Source organism: Allobosea sp. 01N443 (genome assembly GCF_056399325.1).
The window spans coordinates 30,703-53,830 of sequence record NZ_JBFTRC010000045.1; the positions used below are offsets into that span (position 1 = coordinate 30,703).

Here is a 23,128-nt window from a genome sequence, read left to right on the forward strand (position 1 = left end):
TATATTGAAGGCCCGCAAGAGGAGCGACGCCATGCCGACCGTCAGGATCAGCGACAGGCTCACCATTGGTGGCCAGCCATCGCTTGCCGAGTTTGCGCAGCTCGCAGGCGAAGGCTTCGCGACGGTCGTCAACAACCGGCCCGATGGCGAGGAGGCCGGGCAGCCCGGCACCGAGGCCGAGGCGTCCGCCGCAGCTGAAGCCGGGATTGCCTATGCGCACATACCCGTCACCGGGCCGACCATCACCGAGGCCAATGTGCGGGCATTCCAGAGAGCGGTCGCCTCGGCATCCGGACCGGTCTTCGCCCATTGCAAATCCGGAACGCGCGCGTTGACCCTGCACGCGCTGGGCGAGGTTATCGACGGGCGCCTCGAGGCGGCGGATGTCCGGGCATTCGGCGAGCGGCTCGGCTTCGATCTCAAGGGCGCGCAGGCCTGGCTCGCTGCCCGAGCGCTGCCGGCCCGGYCCGAGGTCAAGGGGTTCTACGAGCCGCGCAGCGGCAGCATCCAGTATGTCGTCTCGGATCCTGCGACGAAGAGCTGTGCGATCATCGACCCGGTGCTCGACTATGACGAGAAATCCGGGGCGACCAGCACGGCGAGCGCCGATGCGCTCCTGTCGCATGTCGCGGCGCAGGGGCTGACCGTCGCGTGGATTCTCGACACCCATCCGCATGCCGACCATTTCTCAGCCGCGCATTATCTGAAGCAGAGGACCGGGGCGCCGACCGGCATCGGTGCGCATGTGGTCGAGGTGCAGAAGCTTTGGAAGAAGCTCTATAACTGCCCGGCGCTGCTGACCGATGGTTCGCAATGGGACCGGCTGTTTTCTCATGGCGACCATTTCAGGCTTGGCTCGATCGATGCGCATGTCCTGTTTTCGCCCGGCCATACGCTGGCCTCGATCACCTATGTGATCGGCGATGCCGCCTTCATCCATGACACGCTCTTCATGCCGGATTCCGGCAGCGCCCGGGCCGATTTCCCCGGCGGCAGCGCCACAGCGCTCTGGGCCTCGATCCAGGATATTCTGGCGATGCCTGACGAGACCCGGCTCTTCACCGGTCACGACTATCGGCCGGGCGGACGCGAGCCGCGCTGGGAGAGTACGGTCGCAGAGCAGAGGCGAGCGAACCCGCATGTCGCGGGGATGGACGAGGTGGGCTACGTCGCGCTGCGCGAGGCACGCGACAAGACATTGCCGATGCCAAAGCTGATCCTGCATGCGCTGCAGGTGAATATTCGGGGCGGGCGCCTGCCGGAGCCGGAAGACAACGGCCGGCGCTATCTCAAGATCCCGCTCGATGCGCTCGAAGGTGCCGTCTGGTGACCCTGTCGAGCGAGGTGACGAAGCCAGTCGATATGGCGGCCCGCGCGGACGAGGTCGCGGGACTGCTCAAGACGATGGCCCACCCGGCGCGGCTGATGCTTGCCTGCATGCTTGCCGAGGGAGAATACGCCGTCGGCGAACTGGAAAGCCGGCTCGGCATTCACCAGCCGACGCTCTCGCAACAGCTCACGGTGCTGCGGGAGGCGGGAATTGTCGAGACGCGGCGGGAGGGCAAGCAGATCTTCTATCGCCTGACGGCGGACAAGGCGGCGCTGCTGATCCGCGCGCTCTATGACATCTTCTGCGAGCCGGAGGCCCCGCAACCATGAGTTACTGGCCCTCGCTCTTCGGCGGCATGCTGATCGGGCTCTCTGCGGCGCTTCTGCTGCTTCTCAACGGTCGCATCGCCGGCATCAGCGGCATCGTGGGCCGGCTGGCGCAGGGCGCTCAGGTGCCGGCCAACGCCGCTTTCCTGATCGGGCTCCTGGCCGGTCCGGTTCTCTTCGCCATCGCCTTCGGCCGCTGGCCGCAGGTGACGATCGCGGCCTCCTTGCCGATCATCCTGATTGCGGGGCTGCTGGTCGGCTTCGGCACGCGGATGGGCTCGGGCTGCACATCGGGCCACGGCATCCTCGGGCTTGCGCGATTCTCCCGCCGTTCGATTGCCGCGACCGTCACCTTCCTGGTAGCCGGAATCGCTGCGGCCACCCTCATGAGGCTCGTCGGATGACACAGCGCTTGCCACGCCTGTTCGTCGCGCTTGTCGCTGGCGCCATGTTCGGCTTCGGCCTTGCGCTGTCGGGCATGCTCGATCCGGCCCGGGTCATCGGCTTCCTGGATATCGGGAGCGGTCATTGGGACCCGAGCCTCGCCTTCGTGCTCGGCGGCGCTCTTGCCGTTGCGCTCGGTGCGATGGCGCTGGTGCGGCGAATGAAGCGTCCCGTCCTCGACGATCATTTCCATATCCCTGTGTCCGGCCAGGTCGACCGGCGGCTCATCCTCGGATCTGCTCTGTTCGGGCTCGGCTGGGGCATGGCCGGCTTCTGCCCGGGTCCGGCGATTGCCGCGCTTTCCATGGGGTTTCTGCCGGTCGTACTGTTCGTTGCGGCCATGCTGGCCGGCATGACGATTCATGACCGCTTCGTCGCCGCCGGGACTGCAGGCGGTTGATTCGATCCGTGTCAGTCCGGATCTGAGCCCTCAACCCAGCTTCGGATTCTTTGGCGCATGGAGTTTGTCCTGCCGCTCAAAGGGGCTGAGTGGCAGGGTCCGATCGCGGCGACTTCCTTGAGTGGCGCAGGCCCCGCGCCTGCGATCAGCGGCTCCGTCCGAATATCGCCACGCTTGTTACTCCCACTGGCCGATCTGCGGTGCCAAACTGCCTGACGATCAATGGCGAGCAATGAGCGCCAAATGGAAGCGTGTTGCGTCCTGAAGGTGCGGGAGATCGCCTAAACCAGGAGGTTTCAGAGGCCATGACACAATCAGCCGAGAGCGGACGGAAAGGCGGACAATCGGTCATGCGGACACCAGCGGTCGTACCGTCGCTGGCATGGGAGGAAGCCCGCAAGCAACTGCTCGTGAAGGAAAAAGCCCAGACCCTGGCCCGTGACGCCCTGGCCGCCGAGCGGCGGCGCATGCCGTGGACGGCCGTGACGAGTGCGTATGCGTTCGAGGGGCCTGCGGGCAAAGCCAGCCTGCTCGACCTGTTCGACGGTCGGCGGCAGTTGATCGTCTACCGCGCCTTCTTCGAGCCGGGCGTTTTTGGCTGGCCGGACCATGCCTGCCGGGGCTGCTCCATGGTGGCCGACCAGGTTGCGCATCTCGCCCACCTGAACGCCCGCGACACCACCCTCGTCTTCGTCTCGCGTGCGCCGCAGGCGGATATCGTACGGCTCAAGGAGCGGATGGGCTGGACAATGCCCTGGTTCACCCTCACGGACGGTTTCGATGCCGATTTCGGCGTGGACGAATGGCACGGCACGAACGTGTTCTACCGTGACGGTGATCGGGTGTTTCGCACCTATTTCATCAATAACCGCGGCGACGAGCAGATGGGGAACACCTGGAACTATCTCGACATCACGCCGCTGGGCCGGCAGGAGGTCTGGGAGGACTCTCCCGCAGGCTATCCGCAGACGCCAACCTATAAGTGGTGGAACTGGCACGACAGCTACGTTGCCGACGCGGCGCCCGACAAAAAATGGGTCGAGGTGTCGGATGCCGGAGAGGCTGCCTTCCGGGACCGAAAGGCAGATCCAACGGCGTGAGCCGTGCCTCACGCCGTTTCCGAGTTCTGCCGGGAGAATTTTACGCCTGCGCTGCCATTGAGCGTTCAGGCGCCTGAAACGGTGTCCTGAACGTTGCAACGCGGTTCTGGCCGACGCGAGCCCTGCGGGTCTGGCCGGTCATGACATGGAGGTCGATGGCGCATCAGCGACGCAGATCGGCGAGGTCCGCCTCGATCACTGCGACCAAACCGGTGGGCAGCCAAAGGTACTGCATCTTGGCGCCAAGCTGAGATTGCGCCGCCCTATCGACGAGAACGCTGCCGAAGCCCGGCTGTCCGGAAGGCGTGACCACGTCGGGGCCGCCGATCTCTTGCCAGGTTATGAAAAGCTGCTCCTGCCGAACCTCGGTGGAAACCGACACGGACCCGCTTTCGCTGGACAGCGCACCATACTTGACCGCATTGGTCGCCAGCTCATGAAAGATCAGCGCCAGCGCGGTCGCTGCACTCGGGCCGACCGCAGCATCCTCTCCTTGAATGGTCACGCGATCTGCGTGGCCCTCGCGATAAGGGTCGAGCAGGCGTGACAGCAGCAGCGTCAATCCTCCGTCGCCGATCTCCTTGTCGACGACGAAGGCATGGGCGCGATGCAGGGCCTGGAACCGGCTCTGCAGTTTCTCGGCGAAGCCCTTGCTCGCCGGCTCGAAGCGGGCCGCCATCCGCACCAGACTGTTCACAACGGTGAAGATGTTGGCGATTCGATGCGAAAGCTCGCGGGCGATCAGCTCACGCTGCTCTTCGGCGCGGCGCCTTGCTGTAATGTCGATATGGGCCCCGACGAGGCGAACCGCGCCGCCATGCTCGTCTCTGGTGATTTCGGCCTTAGCGAGGATCCAGCGCGTCTGGCCGTCACTTGGCCTGATGATGCGATACTCGACTTCGTACTCGGTGGCAGGGCTTTTAACGGTGGCGAGGAAATGGCCCACGACACGCGCGCGGTCATCGGGATGAATCCGGGCAACCCAGGCCTCGTGGCTTTCATGGATCGCGTCCGGCGGTAATCCGTGGACGGCCAAATACTCTGGCGAGCGGACATTCTTGAATTCACCGTGGCGCAGGTCGACCTCCAGGCCGCCGATCTGACCGATGCGTTGGATGCGTGCGAGCTCGGCTTCGCGGGCGCGAAGTTTGCTCTCGGCCGATTCACCTAGGTTGTTCAACATCTTGTCTCGGCTCAATCGGCGCAGGATCCTATATGTCGCCGTGCTTGACCACCCGCAATGTCATTGGACATGGCGTGGCAGCTTTCGCTGTGATCAGTTGGGAAAGCGGGGCTTCAGCGCGAGGGCCCGGCTCCTCCTCACAATCCCTGGCGGGCCTCGATCATGGTGCGAGCCGCCTCGCGCAAATTCGCGCGCGAGGCGTCACGCGAATAGAACATGTGCCCGCCGGGAAGGACCTGCAGCTTGACGCGGGCAGGATCGCCCAAGGCAGGCAGTTGATCGAGAAGCAGCTTGGTCTCGAAATAGGGCGTGACGAGATCGGTGAATCCGTGTGCGACGATGACCTCGAGGCGGGGATCGAGCGCGAGCACATTGCGGAGCTCGCGGATGGATTCGCGGTCGCCGCGACCCTGGCCATAACTCCAGCGGCGGTTGACCTCTTCGTTCAAAAGAAAGTAGCGCCCTTCGGGCCGCCAATTCAGATCGCTCGCATAATGACTGAGCATTGCGCTCGTCAGGGGGGCCGTGATCGCGCCCAGCACGGCGTCCGGCGCCCGGCCGCGCGCGGCTTCGGGATCGGGGTCGAGGGCCGCGACGTTTCCATCATAAGGACTGCCGACAAGCCCCTTGTTGCGGTCCAGCTCGCGCAGAAAGGTGGTTGCATCGACCTTGCCGCCCATGCGCTCCACGAGAGCTCGGTCGAGCCCTGTCAGCGCTGAGACCCTGTCGGCCAGTCGTTTGGTCGCGTCGCTGTCGCGTGGCCCCTTCAGGAGATCGGCGAGATAGTCGCCGGCAGCATAGTTTTCGGCCTCTGCGAGCGTCTGGTGGGAGAGTTTGCCTTCGCGCTCCAGCTTCACCGCGGCCATCGCCGGGAGCGACACCACCCAGCGAAGCGGCGAGCTGCCGGCGTCGCGCTGGTAGGTGAAGTCGAGTACCGGGGAGAGCATCACGATGCCGGAGACGCCGACACCGTCGCCGGTCTGCAACTCGCTGGCGATCTTGGGGGCGCGGAACCCGCCATAGCTCTCGCCGACGAGGAATTTCGGCGAAGCGAGGCGGTCGGTCAGCCGCAGCCAGTTGGTGACGAAGCGTGAGAGCGACTTGTAGTCTCCCTCGACCGACCAGAGCAGCCCGCGTGCCTCATCGGTGCCGGCGGCGAAACGGCTGAATCCCGTGCCCACCGGGTCGATGAAGACGAGATCGGTGAAGTCGAGCCAGGTATCGGCATTGTCGACGACGAGGGGCGGCATGGACGGGGCGTCGCCCTGCCGGCCGAAAGGCAGCCGCTTCGGCCCCATCAGGCCGAGATTGAGATAGGCAGAGGCGGCACCAGGTCCGCCGTTGAAGGCAAATGTGACCGGGCGCGACGAGGCGGGGACGCCCTGACCACGGTCGAGCACATAGGCGATATAGGCGATTTCGGCGAGCTTGCGGCCGGACTGATCACTGACCGGCAGCGCGCCGGCCGTGGCCGTATAGCGCAGCGTACGGCCGGGCAGGGTCAATTCGTGACGCGTGACGGAAGGCGGCGGCAGGGCTACGCCCTGGCCGGTGACAGGGCGAGACTCCTGCCGATTTGCCTGCGCATCTGCTGGGCCCTGATCCCGCCGCGCCGGCGCAGTCTCCTGCGCTCGCGCCTGGTCCAGGAAAGCCAGAGGCGCTGAAATGGACAGCCCGGCAACGGCAAGTGCGAAAAGCGCGCGAAATCTCATGGCATGTCCCGATGACGATCCCCAAGAACTTAAGCTGATCCAATGCGGAACATGCCAAACATCTCGCATCACGAAGCCGTTAGGTTCCCTGGGCGAGGTCGCTTCGGTAGCGCATCTGCGTGATGGTTGTCGGAGGTCTAATGGCTGTTGGATTGCCGACCATGCCGGCGTCCCAAGGGCGACTTGGCCACGCTGACTGGCTGAGCCGAACTGGTGCCCTGTCAAGATCTCGGGAACATGTTGGCGCTTCCGCCGTATAGGGTTTGACCTTATCGGAACCCCCGATCGATGAAGCTCACCGATCTGCACGTAATGGTCCTTATGGTGCTCGTACTCGGTGCGGCCCCTGTGTCGGCCTTGACGCCCGATCAGATCAACACGGCGACATTCGCGCGACCGATCCGTCAGGCGGCGAACGGGCCCGATCCCTTCATCGTGAAGGCTCAGGCCCTGCTCAGCCGGCGCAGCATCTCGCCCGGCGTGATCGATGGCGTCGATGGCGAGAACTTTCGCAAGGCGGTCGCGCAGTTCCGGCGCCAGGAGAACCTAGGCGAAAGCGACGAGCTGGACGAGGTCGCGTGGCTCGGTCTCGGCGGCGATACCGATCAGGATGTCGTGGTCGAATACAAGCTGTCCGAAAAGGACACGGAATACAAATTCGCCGACGCCATTCCCCGGGACTACGCCAAGCAGGCCAGGATGAAGCGGCTCTCCTACACGAGCCCGCAGGAGATGCTCAGCGAGCGCTTTCACATGAGCGAAGGGCTATTGATGGCGCTTAATCCCGAGCAGCGCTTCACCAGCGCTGGCCGCGGAATTTACGTCATCTCTTCCGAACGCTCTCTCCAGAAGGGCGCTGCCAAACGGGTCGATGTCGTTAAGAGTACGGGCATGGTCGTCGCTTATGGCGATGGGGACACCATCCTTTCCAGCTATCCGGCAACAATCGGAAGCACTGACACGCCCTCTTTGAGCGGGCAGTACAGGGTCACGCGCATCGCGAGGAACCCGAGATACACCTACAATCCCGAGAAAAACTTCCGGCAGGGCAAGAACGATGAAACCCTCGTCCTTCCGCCCGGACCCAATGGACCGGTTGGAACCGTCTGGATCGCTTTGTCGGAACCGACATACGGCATACACGGCACGCYGGAACCCTCGCGGGTCAGCAAGACGACGTCGCATGGATGCGTGAGATTGACGAACTGGGATGCGGAGGAGCTGGCCGACCTCGTGCGCCCGGGTGTGCCGGTGCGATTCCTGGATTGAGGGCGGTGTCAGGTCGCCAGAGACGGCGAGTTCTCGCAGGGATCGCGCTAGCCATTTCTCTGTTCATGTTCGGCTTCGGGGCGCTGGCGCGCGACAGCCAGGCAAAAGTGCAAGGCGTTTCGCAATCGGATCCAGCACGCGTGCTCGCGCCGCTGCCTCCGCCGCGGCCGAGCAGATTGGCCCCGCAGGCTGACTCCACTGCAAACGGGAATTTGTTGGAACAGCGTGTTCCGGCAGTTCCATCGACCTGTATCAGGGCCTTCGAGGAGAGCGGGGGTTTCGTATTGCCCTCGCAGAACGGCGCAAGCACGGGGGAATGTGCGATCGAGGATCCGGTGACGTTCCAGCGCTTGACCATGCCCGACGGTTCCAGGATCGAGTTGGACAGCGCGATCACCGTGCGGTGCTCTCTTGCGCTCGAGGTTCTCGCCTGGATCCGCGACGATCTCGCTGCGCTGGCGAGGCAGGAGAACGCCCGGCTTGCGAAGCTGACAGGGGTCGGCGGATATGCCTGCCGGTCACGAAACGCCGATACAGGTGCGCCGATCAGTGAGCATGCGAGCGGCAACGCTCTCGATGTCGGCGGGTTGCTGATGCAGGATGGCCGCGCCGTGGCATTCGCGGGTCAGGAGCCTCTGTCCCGCTCAATGCGCGACGCGGTGCAGAAGAGCGTCTGCCAACGGTTCGCCACCGTGCTCGGCCCGGGAGCCGACAGTTCCCACAAGGACCATCTTCATCTCGACATGCGCCAGCGCTCGCGAGGGTTTCGCATTTGCCAGTGGACGGTCGAATGAAGAGCAGTCCTGTTCTCCCCCCAGTCAGCATGCCAGACGCCGTCGGCGGAATGCCGATGGCGACGCGCTGGCGCCATGGCTGACGGTCAAGCCGGGTTCGCCTTCGCAGGCGGCGCGGGTGCCGCTTCACCGTCCGACCGCTCCCAGCCGAAGACGCTCCGGCCACCATACTCGGCGGACCGCAGTCTCTCCTCCGTGACATACTCATCCAACGTCGGACCGGAGACGACGCGCTCCAGGCGCCGGCTTTCCCGGTCCAGACGTGCGATGGCAGCGAGCCTGTCGTCCTGACCGAGTTTCGCCCGATCGATGGCGGATTTCAGCACCGCGATCGTCTGGTCGTAGACCTTGGTGGGCACGGCGAACGGCTGTCTGTCCTTGCCGCCATGGGCGAGAGAGAAGCGCGCAGGATCGGCGAACCGGCACGGCGCGCCATGGATCACTTCCGCGACCATCGCAAGCGAACGGACCGTGCGGGCGCCGACGCCGGGCACGAGCAGCAATTCCGAGAAATCGGCGGGGGCGCTGTCGGCGGCTGCGGCGAGCGCACCATGGAGCCGTCGCGCAATCACGTCCTTGGGCCTGACCTCGTGATGTGCCGGCATGACGAGATGAGGTAGGGAAAGCTGCGCCGGCGACAGGACCGGCGGCGCCCGGTCGCGCTCCAGCGCCGCAAATTCCCTCACGATCCCCGACGGTCCGATGTCGCGCAGCAGATCGATCTGGCCGTTGCGGGAGAGGGCGGCGCGCCTGTCGGTCAGATTGATGATGCTGCCCTGGTTCTTGCCATCGATGGCGGCATGTGGCGCCTCGACGAAACTGCCCAGCCCTTCAGACTGCCAGTGATAGCGCCGGGCGAGGCCGCCATCGCCATTCATGCCCTGCTGCACCACGACCCAATGGCCGTCATTCCCGACGAAGAAGCCATGGAGATAGAGGTCGAAGCCGTCCTGCACGGCGGCACTGTCGACCTTGGCGACCAGCCGGCTCGCGGTGGCGAGCGCCTGTCCGTCGAACCCGACCCTCGCTCCAATCTGTTCGAGCTCGGCCGGTGTCTCGCGCGAATGGCGGCCCCGCCCGCCACAGACATGCAGGCCCAGCTCGCCCGACAGCGGAGCCAGCCCACGCTTGAGCGCGCCTATCACGCTGGTGGTGATACCCGACGAGTGCCAGTCCATTCCCATCACCGCCCCGAAGGACTGGAACCAGAATGGATGCGCCAACCGCCGCAGCAACTCGTCGCGGCCATAATGATGGATGATCGCCGCGCAGATGACCGCGCCGAGCTGCGTCATGCGCCGACCGAGCCAGGCGGGCACGCGGCCATGGTGGAGCGGAAGGTCGGCGCTGCCGGATCGCCGGGTCATGGCGAAGTCTCGCGAACGAAAGAGGAACGCCTGATATAGCCCGGCCTGTCCCCGCTTTCTACAGAAATTGATCCTCGTCGAGGCGGCTGGTCCTGTCGCTCCGTTGCGCCCGACCGCCGGTCGTCGCCGTGCACATCAAGATTCCGTTCAAATCCCGGCTATCTCGGCTGCAACCAACTTACCAATCCCCGGCAGGAAGCCGTCATCCTCTCCGATCGCTTCGCCCTGGGTGAAGACGGTCAGGATGAAGTCCTCGCCGCCAGGCAGGATGGCGCGCATCGTGTCGTGGCGGCGAAATTCGGCGCGTGCATCGCCCAGCCAGCGGGTCCGTCCGGCCTTGGACCAGATCCGCGAACCGTCCGGCAGGCCGCCGCCGAGATATCCGAGCAGTTGATAGGCGCCGCGGGCCCGGTCGGGACTTTCCTGGTCGCGAATGAGGTGGTCGCGCACCCGCTTCAGGCGAGCTTCCGGCAACAGCGAGGAGCCATAAAAGATCTCTGACATCAGACGCGCCATTGCGATCGGCGTCAGGCGGTTGTGGCCGATGGGAGAGAGATCGAGCCCGATTTTCTMGCGGCCGTAGCGCAAATCATCCATCAGCTTCTGGTCGAGATTGATGCCGACCAACTCGGACCAGCCCAAGCCGGCGAAGAAGCGGTTGATCTCCCGGCGGCGCTCGCACCAGTCGGCCAGGGCCTCCCCCTGCAGCAATGTGTCGCCGGTCGTGCCGGTGAGCAGGTCGATGATGTAGTTCGTTGCCGAATTGGACGACCAGAGGATCATGTCGCGCATCGCGCGGTCGAGTTCCTCATGCTCGGTCAACCGTCCCTCCGTGAGGGCCGCCTGCGCCGCGACGAGGTGAAAGACCTTGACCAAAGAGCATGGGTAGCTCCGCCAGTCGGCATGGCGGGCAGCTCCAACCGGTTTCTCACCAGCAGGCTGAGGGCGCAGCAGGACATAGGCGAACTGGTCCAGCGGGACACCACGTCCGGAATAGATCGAAGACGCATGGGCCTCGATGGCGCGGCCGATCCGCTGCAGTTCTGTATCGTCGCGAAAGAAGCTCATGATGTCCTCATGGCGCAGGCATCGGCCGCGCAGGAAAAGGTCAGCCCTTCGGGCGCAAGGCGGTGTCGACCCCCTCGCCGATCAGGGCGAAGGTCACACCGGTATAGATGATGGCGAGACCCGGGCAGGTCGCGATCCACCAGGCGTCGAACAGGAACTCGCGGCCGTCCGAGATCATCAGCCCCCATTCCGGTGTCGGCGGCTGGATGCCGAGGCCGAGGAAGCTGAGCGAGGTCACGGCCAGGATCGTCAGGACGACATCCGCCATTGCATAGACGATTGCCGGGGTCACGGCGTTGGGCAGGACATGCCTGGCAACGATGTGCCGGTCGGTACCGCCGAAACTGCGCGCTGCCTGCACGAATTCGAGTTCGCGCAGCACCAGCACCTCGCCACGGACAATGCGGGCAAACGAGATCCAGTTCACCAGCAGGAAGGCGAGATAGAGGTTGAATTCCCCGGGACCCAGCACGCCGACGATGGCGATCACCAGGACATGGAAGGGGAAGGCCCAGAAGATGTCGGTGATACGCATGATCACGGTATCGACGCGGCCACCGACATAGCCGGAGAGCGCACCGATCGCCGCGCCCAACATGGCCGGCGCCGCGACACAGATCAGTGCCACCCTCAGATCGACGAGACCGCCCGCCATGACCCGCGAGGCGACATCGCGCCCGAGATCGTCCGTGCCGAACCAGTGGCCGAGTGAGGGCGGCTGCAACGTATTGCCGTAGTCGATGAGGAAGGGATCATGCGGTGTCCAGACTTGCCCCAGCCCGACGAACAGGCTCAGCAGGGCGAGCATCACGAGGCCGATCAGCAGCGTCGGATTGAGGCGGCGCAGTCGCGTCATGGTTCAATCCAGCCTGATGCGCGGGTCGGCCAGCGCGTAGGCGATATCCGTCGCCAGGTTGATCAGGACCACGAGCACGGCAAAGACGATGGTCAGCCCCTGGATCATCGGGTAGTCGCGGGCGAATATCGATTCAACGAAGAGCGAGCCGAGCCCGGGCAGGGCGAAGACCGTTTCGATCACGACCGTGCCACCGATGATCCAGCTCGTATGTGCGCCGAGCACCGAGATCGAGCTGATCAGGGCATTCGGCAGGACGTGCACGCGCATCGTGCGGTTGGTGCCATTACCCTTGGCCCGGGCCGTCGTGACATAATCCGAGCCGAGCACGTTCAGGATGCCGCTGCGCAGGCTGCGGATCGTCAGCGATGCCGTCGCGAGGGCAATCACCAGGGCGGGAAGCGTCAGATGATGYAGCCGCGAAAGAAAGCCGTCCCCGTACCCGGAGGTGGGGAACAGTGGCACCCAGATCGCCAGCATGACGACAAGGACCAGCCCCAGCCAGAATGAGGGGATGGCGAGCAGGATGGTGAAGACGAGTTTGATCAGGACATCCACCGGCTTGTCCCGCTCGACCGCCGAGAGCAGGGCAAGAGGAACGGTGAGGATGACGGCAATGATGGTTGAATAGGCGACGAGCCACAGCGTCGCCGGCAGGCGCTCGAGCACGAGTTCCGAGACCGCGCGGCCGTGCACCACCGAACGGCCGAGGGTCCCTGAACCGATATCGCCGAGGAACAGCCAATATTGCCGCCAGAGCGGCAGATCGAGCCCGAGGCGCTGTTTCAGCAGCGCAACTTCCTCAGGGCCGCCGCGCGCCCCGAGCAAGAGCGTTGCCGGATCCCCCGGCAGCGCGCGCAGCAGGAAGAAGCAGGCCAGCGTGATGCCAAGCAGCACCGGCACCAGCTGGAACAGCCGTTTGAAGATGTAACCGACCATGATGAGCTTCTGAAAGAAGAGGCGGCCCTGCGGGGCCGCCGGCGCTTCACTTCAGCTTGACGTCCTCCAGGCGGAAATTGGAGGTCGGAAGCACTTCGAAGCCTTCGACATTGCTGCGATAGGCGTAGGACGTGCCGGGATAGAACAGGAAGACCGACGGCGCGCCCTCATGCGCGAGCTTGATCATCTCCTTGAACATCCCACCGCGCTCCGGACCATCGGCCGTGACGCGCTCCTTTTCGTAGAGCTCGTTGACCCGCTCGCTCTTCCATTCCGTGTGGTAGGCATTGGCGCGCTCGGGATTGACGATCAGGAAGCCGGCGAGCTGATCGGGATCGATCGTGTCGCTAGACGCGTAGGAAACCGCCATCTCGTAGTCGCCCGCCTTGGTTGTCGACCAATGCGTGCCGCCTTCGACCAGCTTGATCTCGGCCGTCACCCCGACCTGCGCCAGAGCGCTTTGCATCGCCTGTCCGAGCTGGCGGTGCAGCGGACGTCCCGAGTGGATCAACAGCGAGGTCTTGAAGCCGTCCGCATAGCCGGCTTCCTTCAGCAGGGCTTTCGCCTTGGCGACATCGTGGGAATAGGGCTTCAGCGTCGAATCGGCATAGGCCATGGGCGGCATCGGCGAGTTCGCGACCTTGCCGGTTCCATAGAGCAGCGCCTTGACCAGGCCTTCCTTGTCGACGGCATAGTTCAGCGCCTGACGGACACGGACATCGTCGAAGGGCTTCTTCTTCGTGTTCATCATCACGAAGTCGCTGCGCAGGACATCGGCAACAGCAGTCTTGATCGCGCCCGAACGGCTGAGGCTCTGCAACTGGTTGAGCGGGATTTCCAAGGCGACGTCGATCTCACCAGCCTGCAGTTTCAGGACGCGGCTGTTGCCTTCGGGAATGACAAGGAGCTCGGCGCCGTCGAGGTCGGGCTTGCCGGCCTGCCAGTAGGATGCGTTCTTCTTCAGCGAAAGACCCTGGCCCTTATTCCATGCTGCAACCGTAAAGGGGCCCGAGCCGATCGGCTTTTCGAAGAAGCGGTCGGGCGCCGCCTCGAAAGCCCTTTGCGGCAGGATGGCGGAAGAGAACAAGGCCAGGTTGTTCAGAAGCGGCGTGAAGGTCTTCTTGAGCGTGAGGATCACCGTGCGCTGATCCGGCGTCTCGATCGTCTCGATGCCCGAAAAGAAGCGCTTCCAGTTGCTCGCATCGCTGCCGGCCCGCTTCAGTGAGAACGCCACATCTGCGGACGTGACCGGGGTACCGTCGGAGAATTTCGCTTCGCGCAGCTTGAATGTGTAGGTCGTGCCGTCGGCACTGACCTGCCAGCTCTCGGCAAGGCCAGGCTCGAGCTTGGTGGCATCCTTGCTCGGGCGGAGCAGTGTGTCGAAAATCAGCAGTTGCGCGAAGATCGAAGCGTTGTCGCTGGTGGCGATCGGATCGAGCGAGACGAGATCCTGCGTCTGCGCCAGTCTCAACATACCCTTGGCAAGGGCGGGGGAAGCAAGGCCGCCCATCACAGGCGTCATCACGGCGAGCGCAAGCGCGGCAGCCGAAACCATCGAACGAAATCTGGTCATCGCGATCCCCTGTGGTGCCGGTTCTATGCCGACAACGGCCGGCATCCTTTCATGGGCCTCCTAGTCTTGCTAATGAAAGATTTGGCAAGATCTTCAACCAGTTGGAATAGGGTGCGTCATGAAGCTCTCCTCACTGCAGGTCCTCGACGCCTTCGTCCGGCTCGGCGGGACCGGTGAGGCGGCGCAAGGGCTAGAGATGAGCCAGTCCGCCGTGATCAAGGCGTTGAGGCTTGCCGAGTTCGAACTCGGCTTGAACCTCGTCACGACCTTGCAGGGCCGCTTGATGCCGACGCCTGAGGCGCAGGCCCTGACCCAGCGGGCGCAGCCGGCTTTCGCGGCGCTCAGGCGGGCTCGCCATGAGGCCGACATGATGCGGGTCGGCATGGTCGACCGCCTCCGGATCGTGACGGTGCCGGGACTGGCCCACAGCATCCTGCCGCCCGCGATCACGGCAGCCCGACGCGCCATCGGCGATGCGGCACCTGTCGAGATCATGTTCGATCATGTCGCCGCCCATCTGGCGGCGGGAGATGCCGATCTCGCAATCACCTACGGGCCCCTGCCGAACGAAGGGCTGCGGAATATCACGCTGCAGGAAAGTCCGCTTGTCTGCGTGTTTTTYCAGACAGATCCATTGGCTGCGCGAGACGAAATCGGCCTCGAGGACCTCGCGGGGCGTCGACTGATCAGCTATGGGCCGGATGGTTTCAGCAGCGCCGACAGTTTCCAGCAGGCTCTGACCAAAGCGGGCCTTGCACCGCGGATCTCGATCACCGTCCGTCATACCGACTCGGCTTGCCATCTCGTGCGCGAGGGCTGCGGCGTCGCCATCGTTGATGGTTTCGTGATCAGCAGCGGATTGACCGAGGGGCTGGCCGTGCGGCCGCTGCGCGCGAGCCCGGCCGTCATCGCCTATGCGCATCATCGGGAAGGCTCCCACCTGCAGCACTCCGGGCAGGTCCTGCTCGCCTGCTTGATGGAGCGCGCCCCATGAGCGAACTCACGCCGACCCAGGCCGGCATCCTGCTTGCGGTGCATCGCTTGGGCACGACGATTGAGGCCGCACGTGCGTTCAACCTGACGCAATCGGCCATCAGCAAGATCGTGGCGAGGAGTGAAGCAAGCCTTGGTGTGCCGGTCTTCGAGCGGCGCGACGGCAGGTTGGTATTGCGCTCCGAAGCGCGGGAACTGATGGCGAGCCTCGACGCGGTCGAGAGCGAATGGTGCAATCTGCGAGAAACCGTCGCGGATTTGCGTGCCGGGCGCGCCTTGCCACTGCGCATCGCCGCGACGCCCAGCATCGGACAGGGACTGGTTGCAGGGGCCCTGCGCAAGCTGCTGGCGACGCATCCCGACGCACGTGCTGAGCTCATCATGGGCAATCCGGTCGCGGAGCTTTCGAACGGGACGGCCGATATCGGCTTCATGTTCTCGCCGCGCGTGAGCGACGACATTGCTTTGACGCCGCTAGCCGAAGGCTCGATCGTTGCCCTGGTCCGGAAGGATGATCCTCTGGCTGCGCAGGGCAGCGTCGATCTTGCCGAACTCGCGGGGCGCCGGTTGCTCTGCTTCGATCGGGAATCGTCGCCGCTCGGCTGGCTGATCGCCAAGGCGCACGAAGAGGCCGGGCTCGTCTACGCCCCTTTCATGACGGCGCCCTACAGCATCACCGTCGCGCATTTGCTGGCCCGGGATGGCGATGTCTCACTCGTCGACAGCATGCTGTTCGAGGCGCAACGTTTCGATGGCCTCGCCCAACTGCAGATCACGCCGCGCATCCCGATCACGATATGCATGATGACCGCCCGCAGCCGCCCGCTGTCTCACCTGGCAGCGCGCATGGTCGAGATCATCACAGGCGGATAATGTTCTGACCTCGCCCCGATCATTGTCCCCATCGCTGCTGCCAGGCATTGGCCGCCAGGGCGCCAACGCACTCGATCAGCGGCGTTGGCACGCCCGTCCTGCGACCGAGTTCCGCAACAGCGCCGACAATGGCGCCAAGCTCCAGCGGGCGCCCCGCCTCCATGTCCTGCAGCATCGAGGTTTTCACACCGATCAATGTCGGAGGGAGTTCGAGGCGTGCCTCAAGCTCTGGCAGATTCTCGACCCCGAGCGCGGCGGCAACCGCGACACACTCCGCCATGATCGACTTTGCGACGGCCCTGACCGCAGGATCTCCCACGATCTTGTCGACCGTCGCCCCGGTCACGGCCGAAAGCGGATTATAGGCTGCATTGCCGAGCAGCTTTTGCCAGACCTCAGTCCGGATATCTGCGCTCTGCTCGCTATCGACCCCGCCCGCTCTCAACAACGCGACGACGTCTGCCAGCCGGCTGTCATGCGGCTTCAATGGCTCGCCGACAACAAGACGCTTTCTGCCGTTCCAGGCGATGACGTTCGGCGCGGGCCGGTTTGCACCGATATAGACGACGCAGCCGAGAACCTGACCGGCTGGAATGGAGGTCTCGATCGCACCGCTCGCATCGACCGATGCCAGCCTCCGGTCGCCGAACTGCGTTCCCAGACCTTGCAGATACCACCAGGGAATGCCGTTCAGCATCGGCAGAACGATCGTCGATGGCCCGATCAGGGGCCGGATCGAATCGAGACCGCTCGCCCAGTCATGAGCCTTGAACCCGACCAGAACGAGATCCTGGACCCCTGCGGAGGCTGCATCGGCGGCGACCTGCACCGCCACGGTTTCGGTCCCTGAGGGAGACTGGAGCGTCAGGCCCTCCGTTGCGAGCAGAGCAGCGGTCTCAGCGCGCGCAATGATAACGGGCCGCTGACCCGCCTGGGTCATATGCCAGGCAACAACCCCGCCGATCGCTCCTGCTCCAACGATTGCAACGCGCATGGTTCCGCTCACTGATGGACGATCGCCACGACTATAGGGGAGCGTGCTCGGTGCGATAGCGTAGGCCTGTCCTAGCTCGAATGTCCGGCGGACATGGTCGCCAAGTTTCCTGACATTCCGATGTCGGGCACACTCGACTCCTTGGCCATGGAGGTGTCTGTGTTGCGCATCGCGTGCGTCAAGCAGGCATTGCTCATGCCGCGAAGGCTCGTTTCGACCTCGTCGGCGAGGACCGCCGTCTTGAGTTGGGCCGCCGAGCCCGCTGCTGGCGACAAGCTGCCGAGGATGATGATCGTGGATGGCAGCCTGCGGCGCAGGCGCTTGATGGCGTATTTCATATGAGCGGAGCTCGTGCCGTCGAGATAGCACAGGCAGATCAGGGCGGGTTGATCCGCTGCCAGCGCGGCGAGGTTATTCGTCGAGAGCGTGTCTGCAGGCAGTACGCGGGCCGGGAGCCCATGCTTGCTGAGGATCTGCGCCAGCATCAGGGCAGCAGCCTCATCGAGCTCCGATTGGGCGGCGACGCAAACCACCCGGTCTTCACCGCGGAAGGCCTTCCCCAGGTTTTCCGATGCCAGCATCGGCAGGTCGGCTGAACTTTCGACCTCGTCAGTTTCTGCGATTGCTGCTTCTGCCTCGGGGTCGTTGGTCGTTTCTCCGACTGCAGGATTGCGGTCATCATGGTCTGCGAGGTCATCGACGACTTCCCGCACGGTTTCCAGGATCCGTGCCTGTCGTGTCGCATCAAGGACGCCGCGCGCCGCGTCGCTGGCTGCCAGACGCAGACCTTCCAGGGCGACTTCGTCATAGTAGACGGAGAGGGAGCGCTCCTTGAGAACCTCTTCGGCCTTGTCTGCTGCCTCAGCGGGATCCCCGGCGAGCACACGCTGATAGAAGATCTCGGGAGCGGACAGTGCTGGCCGATCTCCCAAGAGGACATCGAGAAACTCAAGCCGCTCGACATGACGGCCCAGGACCACGAGGCAAACCGTCAGCGGGGTCGCAAGGACCAGCCCGATCGGCCCCCACAACCACGTCCAGAACGTGGCCGCAACGACGATCGCGACAGGCGAAAGCCCCGTCGAGCGGCCATAGACCAGCGGTTCGACAACATGACCGGCGAGCGGCTCGGCAACCAGAAACAGCGCGGCTGTCCAGGCCAGCATGGTCCAGCCGGGATCGACGGATGCAGCGATCACCATTGGGAAAATCGCGGAGAGGATGGCGCCGAGATAGGGAATGAAGCGAAGGATCGCCGAGAGAATGCCCCAGAGCAGGGCGCTCGGGACGCCGATCATCCAGAGCCCGGTGCCGATGACGAGACCGAAGCCGGCATTGAGGACAAGCTGGGTCAGGAACAGCCGGCTGAGGCGGCGAGCGGCGTCGTCGAATGCGGCTGTGGTCTTCTGAAGATCATAGGTTCCTGTCAGCCGGATGAACCTGTTCCTCAGATCCTCACGCTGCAGAAGGATAAAAACGACGAAGATCAGGACGATACCCGTCGTCGTGAGCGGATGGATGAGGGGAGTGAGAAAGGCTCGCAGTGTCTCCAGCGCACCTGGCTCTGGCTGGTGAACCTCGACCGGGATCGGCCGCGCGTCCGGGGGGCGGACCGTCGGGTCCAACGGCGAAGCGTCCTTCTTTGGCCTATCGAGCTCCTTGCCCAGATCCTGCAGTACGTCCGCCGCGCGCGAGAGGACACCGCTGCCTGGGCCGGCCCCCCGCAGCGAAGCGATCTTCTCCCGCATCGTGCTCTGATAGACCGGGAGCTCTCCGGCGAGCTGGGTTGCCTGGTTGACCATTGCCACGGTCAAGGCGCCGAGCGCCGCGAAGGCGATGAGAACGACAGTGATGACGGCGAGCGAACGGGGAACCCGAAGTTTCTGGAGCCCTTTGACGAGTGGCGCGAGAACAAAACTGAACAGGATTGCGAGAGCAATCGGAACGAAGACATCGCGCCCGAGATAGAGCGCCGTCACGATCAAAGCGCCAATGGCAACATTGCCAAGGCCACCATCGATCGCCCGAGCGGGCGCCGCCCGAGAGGGGGCGAGAGGCGCGATCGGACGCATGAATTGGTTTTCCTCGGCCACGTTTCATCCACTCAGCAGTAGAAGGTGCGCGCTGTTGGTCACTGGTGGCTGAACGGGAGATCGACCCCGATGTTCCAATAGGTCTACCGATGCACCTGCCTCTCAGTGTCCGAGAACGATCTCAGACGTGCGCAGGCCCGTCCGGGCGCGAGAACGGCGGGTGACGGACGTCCTCAGTCGCATGGCCTAGCTTCGCTAACGAGCCTCGGGAACTCTGTCCGTCGCGTGGCGGGATTTGGCTAGCCGCGTACGGTCCTTGCCGAGACCGGTTGCTTCGAGAAGCCCCTTCCGCTTGGCATCGTAATAGTACCCGTTGCGATAGTAGCGGTCGGCGCGGGTCTGGTCGCGATCGGCAACGAGCCAGGCTCCCCGGAGATATTTGAGCCCATAGGTGAGATTGAGTTCGGGATCGAGCAACCCGGCCGCCGGGCCGGCATAACCCATGGTTCGCGCCGTCGCGTGTTTGATCTGCATCAGGCCGAAATGGCCATTCTTCTGGGCGGTGGGGCGATAGTTGCTTTCGCGCTTGACGATTCGACGGACCCAATCCGCAGGGAGTTCGTAATGCGCGGAATGTCGTTCGATAAGTCGGTCGATTCCCGCGCGGTCCGAGCCCGGTTGCGCGTCAACGGGCTGTTCGCTGGAGTAAGCGAGCGGTTTCGCTGCCTCCGCGGAAGCGTCGTCCGTGGTGGTGCATCCCGCAATCCCGGCAGACAGCAGGATGATACCGGCTGCAACAAGACACCTTTGCCAAGACAATCTGGCCTCCATCAGCTGATAAACCTGCTCGCGGGGACGCCAACAACTCCTGATCCTAGGCTCAACTACCCCAGGCTCCAAAATACGCGGACTTGCGGCAACTCTGCGGCGGTCGATCTGGACACGCGACGGGTGGCTTCCTGCCCAATGACGCTCGATACTTGGTTCGGGGATTTGGGGAGGCCGGTCCAGCTGGAGCGTTCGAAGTTAGCTACGCTCCCCCTGTCATCCCGCCAGCGTCGGCAGGACTGCGGAGCAGATTGATGAAGCAATCGGGCAGTCACCCATTGGCCGGGAAGAGGCAACGAAAAAGCTGGCTGGCGAACCAGGAGCGCCCATGTGCACGCGCCGTGACGTCGGCTGCGTCAGGCCCTTGTTTCTTCTAGCTTTATTCCACCAGGAAAAGCCTGGTGGAGCTGAGGGGATTCGAACCCCTGACCTCTGCAGTGCGATTGCAGCGCTCTCCCATCTGAGCTACAGCCCCAAGGCGCTGGCCTTCTAGGCCTTGCGTCGCGTGAATGTCAATCGCCTGCGCCGGGAGTTTTTCGGCGATGGCGAAATCTTTCCGCGTCACCAGCCTGAAGACGACAAGAGGAATGTCGATGCGTGCCGTTCTCGACGTGGTGATGCTCGCGCTGAACATCTACACTTGGCTCCTCATCATATCAGCGGTTTTGAGTTGGCTGATCGCCTTCAACGTCGTTAATACCCGCAATCAGTTCGTCTCCTCGGTCTGGGATTTCCTCTATCGGGTGACCGAGCCGGTGCTCAGGCCGATCCGGAACATGCTGCCCAATCTCGGCGGTATCGACATCTCGCCGATCATCCTGCTGCTGATCATCTTCTTCATCGAGCGCGTGATCGAGCGCTATCTGTACCCTGCCGTATTCTGAGATGGCCGTTCCCTGGACGGCGACGCCCGGGGGATTGCGGCTGAGCGTCAGGCTGACCCCGCGCGGTGGGCGCGACGGGGTCGACGGCATCGAGGTCCTCGCGGACGGCCGTGCCGTGCTCAAGGCACGGGTGCGGGCCGCGCCCAGCGAGGGGGAGGCCAATGCAGCGCTGATCGCCTTGCTGGCGCGCAGCCTGTCGGTCTCCCGTTCCGCCGTGACATTGGCTGCCGGAAGCACGGCGCGGCTCAAGACTCTGCTGGTTGCGGGGGAAGCCGACCTGCTCGCGGTGCGGCTGGAACAGCTTCTTGCGGCGGGCTAGGGGCTCTTCGCTCCTCCCGCGCTGCACAAATCTCTTGACGAAGGCGGCCAGTTCCTGTCCGAACAAGGGCAATGGACACACCCCAGTCTTTTCCTGAGCGGCTCACGGAAGGCTATCGCGCCTTCCTCGACGAACGTTTCTCGCGCGAGAAGAGCCGCTATGAGGAGCTCGCCGAAAGCGGCCAGACTCCCAAGATCATGCTGATCGGTTGCTGCGACTCGCGTGTCGCGCCCGAAACCATCTTCGATGCGCGCCCCGGCGAAATGTTCGTGGTGCGCAACGTCGCCAATCTGGTTCCGCCATTCTCGCCCGACGATCAGCTGCACGGCACCTCGGCCGCGCTCGAATATGGCGTTCAGGCGCTGAAGGTCGAGCATATCGTCGTGATGGGCCATGGCCGCTGTGGCGGCATCCGCGCCTTTGCCGATGATGCGCAGGGGCCGCTTTCGCCCGGCGATTTCATCGGAAAATGGATCACGCTGATCAATCCGGCAGCACAGCGCAGCGGCGGCCGCGGCCGCAACGAGGACCTGGAAACCTATGTCGAGCGCCTGGCGCTGGCCTCGATCCAGCAATCTCTCGCCAATCTGCGGACGTTTCCCTGCATCAGCATCCTCGAGGGCAAGGGCCGGCTGAAGCTGCACGGTGCCTATTTCGCCGTCGCGACCGGCGTGCTGATGGTGCTCGATGCCGCGACCGGACAGTTCGTTCCGGCCATTGGCGAGATGCCCAAAAAGGTGCAGACTATCCGCTGCAGCGAAGCCGGATGAGGGCGAAAATTTAGCTGCTCCGCCCCCCATGACGGCGGGCGCGGCTTGCGCTAGATTGTCGCTTCCCGGTCACTGATTTTTGAAGCTCGCATGTTCGATCGTCGTAAGCCCTCGGCTCCCGCTCCCTTCGTCACCCACGAAAATATCGAAGCCAAGATCAAGTGGTTCGACCCTGAGAAGGGCTTCGGATTCGCGTCTCCTGCCGACGGATCCGGCGACGTTTTTGTGCATGTCTCGTCCATCGGTCCGCTCGATCCRCAGGATCTGCAGCCGGGTGCGACGATCGTTGCCGATCTCGGCGAAGGCCGCCGCGGTCTTCAGGTCGTGGCCGTGCACGAGATCGACGCCTCGACCGCAACGCCCGCCGCCCCGCGTGGCGAGCGTGCTCCGCGCCCGTTCTCGCCGCGCCCGCCGCGTGACGATTTCGGTGGTGGCGGCTATGGCGGCGGCGGTGGTTATGGTGGCGGTGGTGGTGGCTACGGTGGCGGTGGTTACGACCGCGGCGATCGCGGCGGCTTCGGCGATCGCAACAGCGCCCCGATGGAAGGGCCCTATGACGGTGCCGTCAAGTTCTTCAACTCCGATCGCGGATTCGGCTTCATCGCGCCTGACAATGGCGGACCGGATGTGTTCCTGCATGTCAGTTCGCTGAGCCGCAGCGGCCTGCAGCCGCCGATGGACGGGCAGCGCGTGCGTTTCTCGATCCGCGCCGGCAAGAAGGGCCCGGAAGCTGCGAACGTCAGTTTCATCTGATCGTTGCTTTTGCACCGACCTGATCCAAGGCCCGCCGGTTTGGCGGGCCTTCTCTTTTGGGGCGGTAGGAGTCAAGCAAAAGCGCCCACCGCGGGGTCATAGAGCCCGCGGTCGATCGCCTCCGGCTCCCTCTCGACCTTGCTCTCCCGGATCAGCTTGCCGCCCGCATCCATGACGCAGACGCTGGTGGTGCGAACAGACACATCAAGACCGACGAACAGCTCCATGGCAGGCCTCCTGACCGGTTGGATCGATGGAGCCTGACCGGAAGACCGCTCTCCGTCATCCCGTATCAACGGGCGGCCGGAGCCCCAACAACC

The 23,128-nt window shown here is 64.1% G+C and carries 23 protein-coding genes, 1 tRNA gene and 1 pseudogene; 13 read left to right on the forward strand and 12 right to left on the reverse strand.

All coding sequences use genetic code 11. The features are described 5' to 3' along the window. Positions 1–31 precede the first annotated feature (31 nt). The 5 genes from blh (at position 32) to AC1DRP_RS13895 (ending at position 3,600) form a co-directional block, all read left to right on the forward strand. Entirely contained in the window at positions 32–1,330 is a 1,299-nt protein-coding gene (gene blh / locus AC1DRP_RS13875; RefSeq protein WP_476768751.1) for a bifunctional sulfur transferase/dioxygenase Blh, read from the forward strand. 32 nt (positions 1,331–1,362) lie between these two features. After that, on the forward strand, positions 1,363–1,659 hold the full coding sequence (bigR, locus tag AC1DRP_RS13880; RefSeq protein WP_441492529.1) for a sulfite-sensing transcriptional repressor BigR: 297 nt from the start codon (positions 1,363–1,365) through the stop codon (positions 1,657–1,659). Then, positions 1,656–2,060: a YeeE/YedE family protein gene (locus AC1DRP_RS13885; protein ID WP_441492401.1), complete on the forward strand. Its 405-nt coding sequence runs from the start codon at positions 1,656–1,658 to the stop codon at positions 2,058–2,060. Before bigR ends, AC1DRP_RS13885 begins: the two co-directional genes overlap by 4 nt. Next, positions 2,057–2,500, forward strand: coding sequence for a DUF6691 family protein (locus AC1DRP_RS13890; protein WP_441508188.1), 444 nt, complete (start codon positions 2,057–2,059; stop codon positions 2,498–2,500). Before AC1DRP_RS13885 ends, AC1DRP_RS13890 begins: the two co-directional genes overlap by 4 nt. Before the next feature lie 305 nt (positions 2,501–2,805). After that, positions 2,806–3,600, forward strand: coding sequence for a DUF899 domain-containing protein (locus AC1DRP_RS13895; RefSeq protein ID WP_441508204.1), 795 nt, complete (start codon positions 2,806–2,808; stop codon positions 3,598–3,600). Between the two features lie 163 nt (positions 3,601–3,763). Here AC1DRP_RS13895 and AC1DRP_RS13900 read toward each other — a convergent pair whose 3' ends face one another. Together AC1DRP_RS13900 and AC1DRP_RS13905 are read right to left on the reverse strand one after the other, a co-directional pair. Beyond that, entirely contained in the window at positions 3,764–4,783 is a 1,020-nt protein-coding gene (locus tag AC1DRP_RS13900) for a PAS domain-containing protein (protein WP_441492403.1), read from the reverse strand. 986 nt (positions 4,784–5,769) lie between these two features. Next, positions 5,770–6,564 (reverse strand): annotated as a pseudogene (locus tag AC1DRP_RS13905) (S10 family serine carboxypeptidase-like protein); the annotation flags it as partial. A gap of 219 nt (positions 6,565–6,783) precedes the next feature. Between AC1DRP_RS13905 and AC1DRP_RS13910 the strand changes: the two are divergent. Further along, the gene (locus tag AC1DRP_RS13910; RefSeq protein ID WP_476768752.1) at positions 6,784–7,764 is read left to right on the forward strand and encodes a L,D-transpeptidase family protein; all 981 of its coding nucleotides are present in this window, start codon (positions 6,784–6,786) and stop codon (positions 7,762–7,764) included. A gap of 5 nt (positions 7,765–7,769) precedes the next feature. Continuing rightward, entirely contained in the window at positions 7,770–8,558 is a 789-nt protein-coding gene (locus AC1DRP_RS13915) for an extensin-like domain-containing protein (RefSeq protein WP_476768753.1), read from the forward strand. 86 nt (positions 8,559–8,644) lie between these two features. Here the strand turns inward: AC1DRP_RS13915 and AC1DRP_RS13920 are convergent, their stop codons facing one another. The 5 genes from AC1DRP_RS13920 to AC1DRP_RS13940 form a co-directional block, all read right to left on the reverse strand. After that, entirely contained in the window at positions 8,645–9,925 is a 1,281-nt protein-coding gene (locus AC1DRP_RS13920; RefSeq protein ID WP_441492405.1) for a DUF763 domain-containing protein, read from the reverse strand. A gap of 147 nt (positions 9,926–10,072) precedes the next feature. Continuing rightward, a complete protein-coding gene (locus AC1DRP_RS13925; RefSeq protein ID WP_476768754.1) occupies positions 10,073–10,993 on the reverse strand; it encodes a serine hydrolase in 921 nt (306 codons plus the stop codon). A 40-nt stretch (positions 10,994–11,033) separates the two neighbouring features. Continuing rightward, entirely contained in the window at positions 11,034–11,849 is an 816-nt protein-coding gene (locus tag AC1DRP_RS13930) for an ABC transporter permease (RefSeq protein ID WP_441508193.1), read from the reverse strand. 3 nt (positions 11,850–11,852) lie between these two features. Then, a complete protein-coding gene (locus AC1DRP_RS13935) occupies positions 11,853–12,788 on the reverse strand; it encodes an ABC transporter permease (RefSeq protein ID WP_441492408.1) in 936 nt (311 codons plus the stop codon). Positions 12,789–12,834: 46 nt separating this feature from the next. Further along, the gene (locus AC1DRP_RS13940) at positions 12,835–14,361 is read right to left on the reverse strand and encodes an ABC transporter substrate-binding protein (protein ID WP_441508194.1); all 1,527 of its coding nucleotides are present in this window, start codon (positions 14,359–14,361) and stop codon (positions 12,835–12,837) included. Between the two features lie 118 nt (positions 14,362–14,479). Here AC1DRP_RS13940 and AC1DRP_RS13945 point away from each other — a divergent pair, with 118 nt between their 5' ends. Together AC1DRP_RS13945 and AC1DRP_RS13950 are read left to right on the forward strand one after the other, a co-directional pair. Then, entirely contained in the window at positions 14,480–15,355 is an 876-nt protein-coding gene (locus AC1DRP_RS13945) for a LysR family transcriptional regulator (protein WP_441492410.1), read from the forward strand. Beyond that, a complete protein-coding gene (locus tag AC1DRP_RS13950; protein ID WP_441508195.1) occupies positions 15,352–16,227 on the forward strand; it encodes a LysR family transcriptional regulator in 876 nt (291 codons plus the stop codon). The genes AC1DRP_RS13945 and AC1DRP_RS13950 overlap by 4 nt, the downstream gene beginning before the upstream one ends. A gap of 19 nt (positions 16,228–16,246) precedes the next feature. Here AC1DRP_RS13950 and AC1DRP_RS13955 read toward each other — a convergent pair whose 3' ends face one another. The 4 genes from AC1DRP_RS13955 to AC1DRP_RS13970 form a co-directional block, all read right to left on the reverse strand. Next, positions 16,247–17,221, reverse strand: a complete 975-nt coding sequence (locus AC1DRP_RS13955) for a ketopantoate reductase family protein (protein WP_441508196.1) — start codon at positions 17,219–17,221, stop codon at positions 16,247–16,249. A gap of 71 nt (positions 17,222–17,292) precedes the next feature. After that, positions 17,293–19,293 carry an AI-2E family transporter gene (locus AC1DRP_RS13960; protein ID WP_441508197.1) on the reverse strand — a complete coding sequence of 667 codons (2,001 nt, stop codon included), beginning with the start codon at positions 19,291–19,293 and terminating at the stop codon, positions 17,293–17,295. A 216-nt stretch (positions 19,294–19,509) separates the two neighbouring features. Further along, positions 19,510–20,073, reverse strand: coding sequence for a transglycosylase SLT domain-containing protein (locus AC1DRP_RS13965; RefSeq protein ID WP_441508198.1), 564 nt, complete (start codon positions 20,071–20,073; stop codon positions 19,510–19,512). Between the two features lie 408 nt (positions 20,074–20,481). Continuing rightward, positions 20,482–20,557: transfer RNA gene (locus tag AC1DRP_RS13970), tRNA-Ala, on the reverse strand. A gap of 118 nt (positions 20,558–20,675) precedes the next feature. Here AC1DRP_RS13970 and AC1DRP_RS13975 point away from each other — a divergent pair. The 4 genes from AC1DRP_RS13975 to AC1DRP_RS13990 all read left to right on the forward strand — a co-directional run bounded on the left by AC1DRP_RS13975 (position 20,676) and on the right by AC1DRP_RS13990 (position 22,808). Then, entirely contained in the window at positions 20,676–20,966 is a 291-nt protein-coding gene (locus AC1DRP_RS13975) for a YggT family protein (protein WP_441492532.1), read from the forward strand. 1 nt (position 20,967) lies between these two features. After that, positions 20,968–21,285: a DUF167 family protein gene (locus tag AC1DRP_RS13980; RefSeq protein WP_441508199.1), complete on the forward strand. Its 318-nt coding sequence runs from the start codon at positions 20,968–20,970 to the stop codon at positions 21,283–21,285. A gap of 71 nt (positions 21,286–21,356) precedes the next feature. Continuing rightward, positions 21,357–22,055: a carbonic anhydrase gene (locus tag AC1DRP_RS13985; RefSeq protein WP_441508200.1), complete on the forward strand. Its 699-nt coding sequence runs from the start codon at positions 21,357–21,359 to the stop codon at positions 22,053–22,055. A gap of 90 nt (positions 22,056–22,145) precedes the next feature. Beyond that, on the forward strand, positions 22,146–22,808 hold the full coding sequence (locus tag AC1DRP_RS13990; RefSeq protein WP_441508201.1) for a cold-shock protein: 663 nt from the start codon (positions 22,146–22,148) through the stop codon (positions 22,806–22,808). A 71-nt stretch (positions 22,809–22,879) separates the two neighbouring features. On the opposite strand, the gene AC1DRP_RS13995 is transcribed toward AC1DRP_RS13990, so the two are convergent. Continuing rightward, positions 22,880–23,035, reverse strand: coding sequence for a hypothetical protein (locus tag AC1DRP_RS13995; RefSeq protein ID WP_476768755.1), 156 nt, complete (start codon positions 23,033–23,035; stop codon positions 22,880–22,882). Positions 23,036–23,128: the final 93 nt, after the last annotated feature.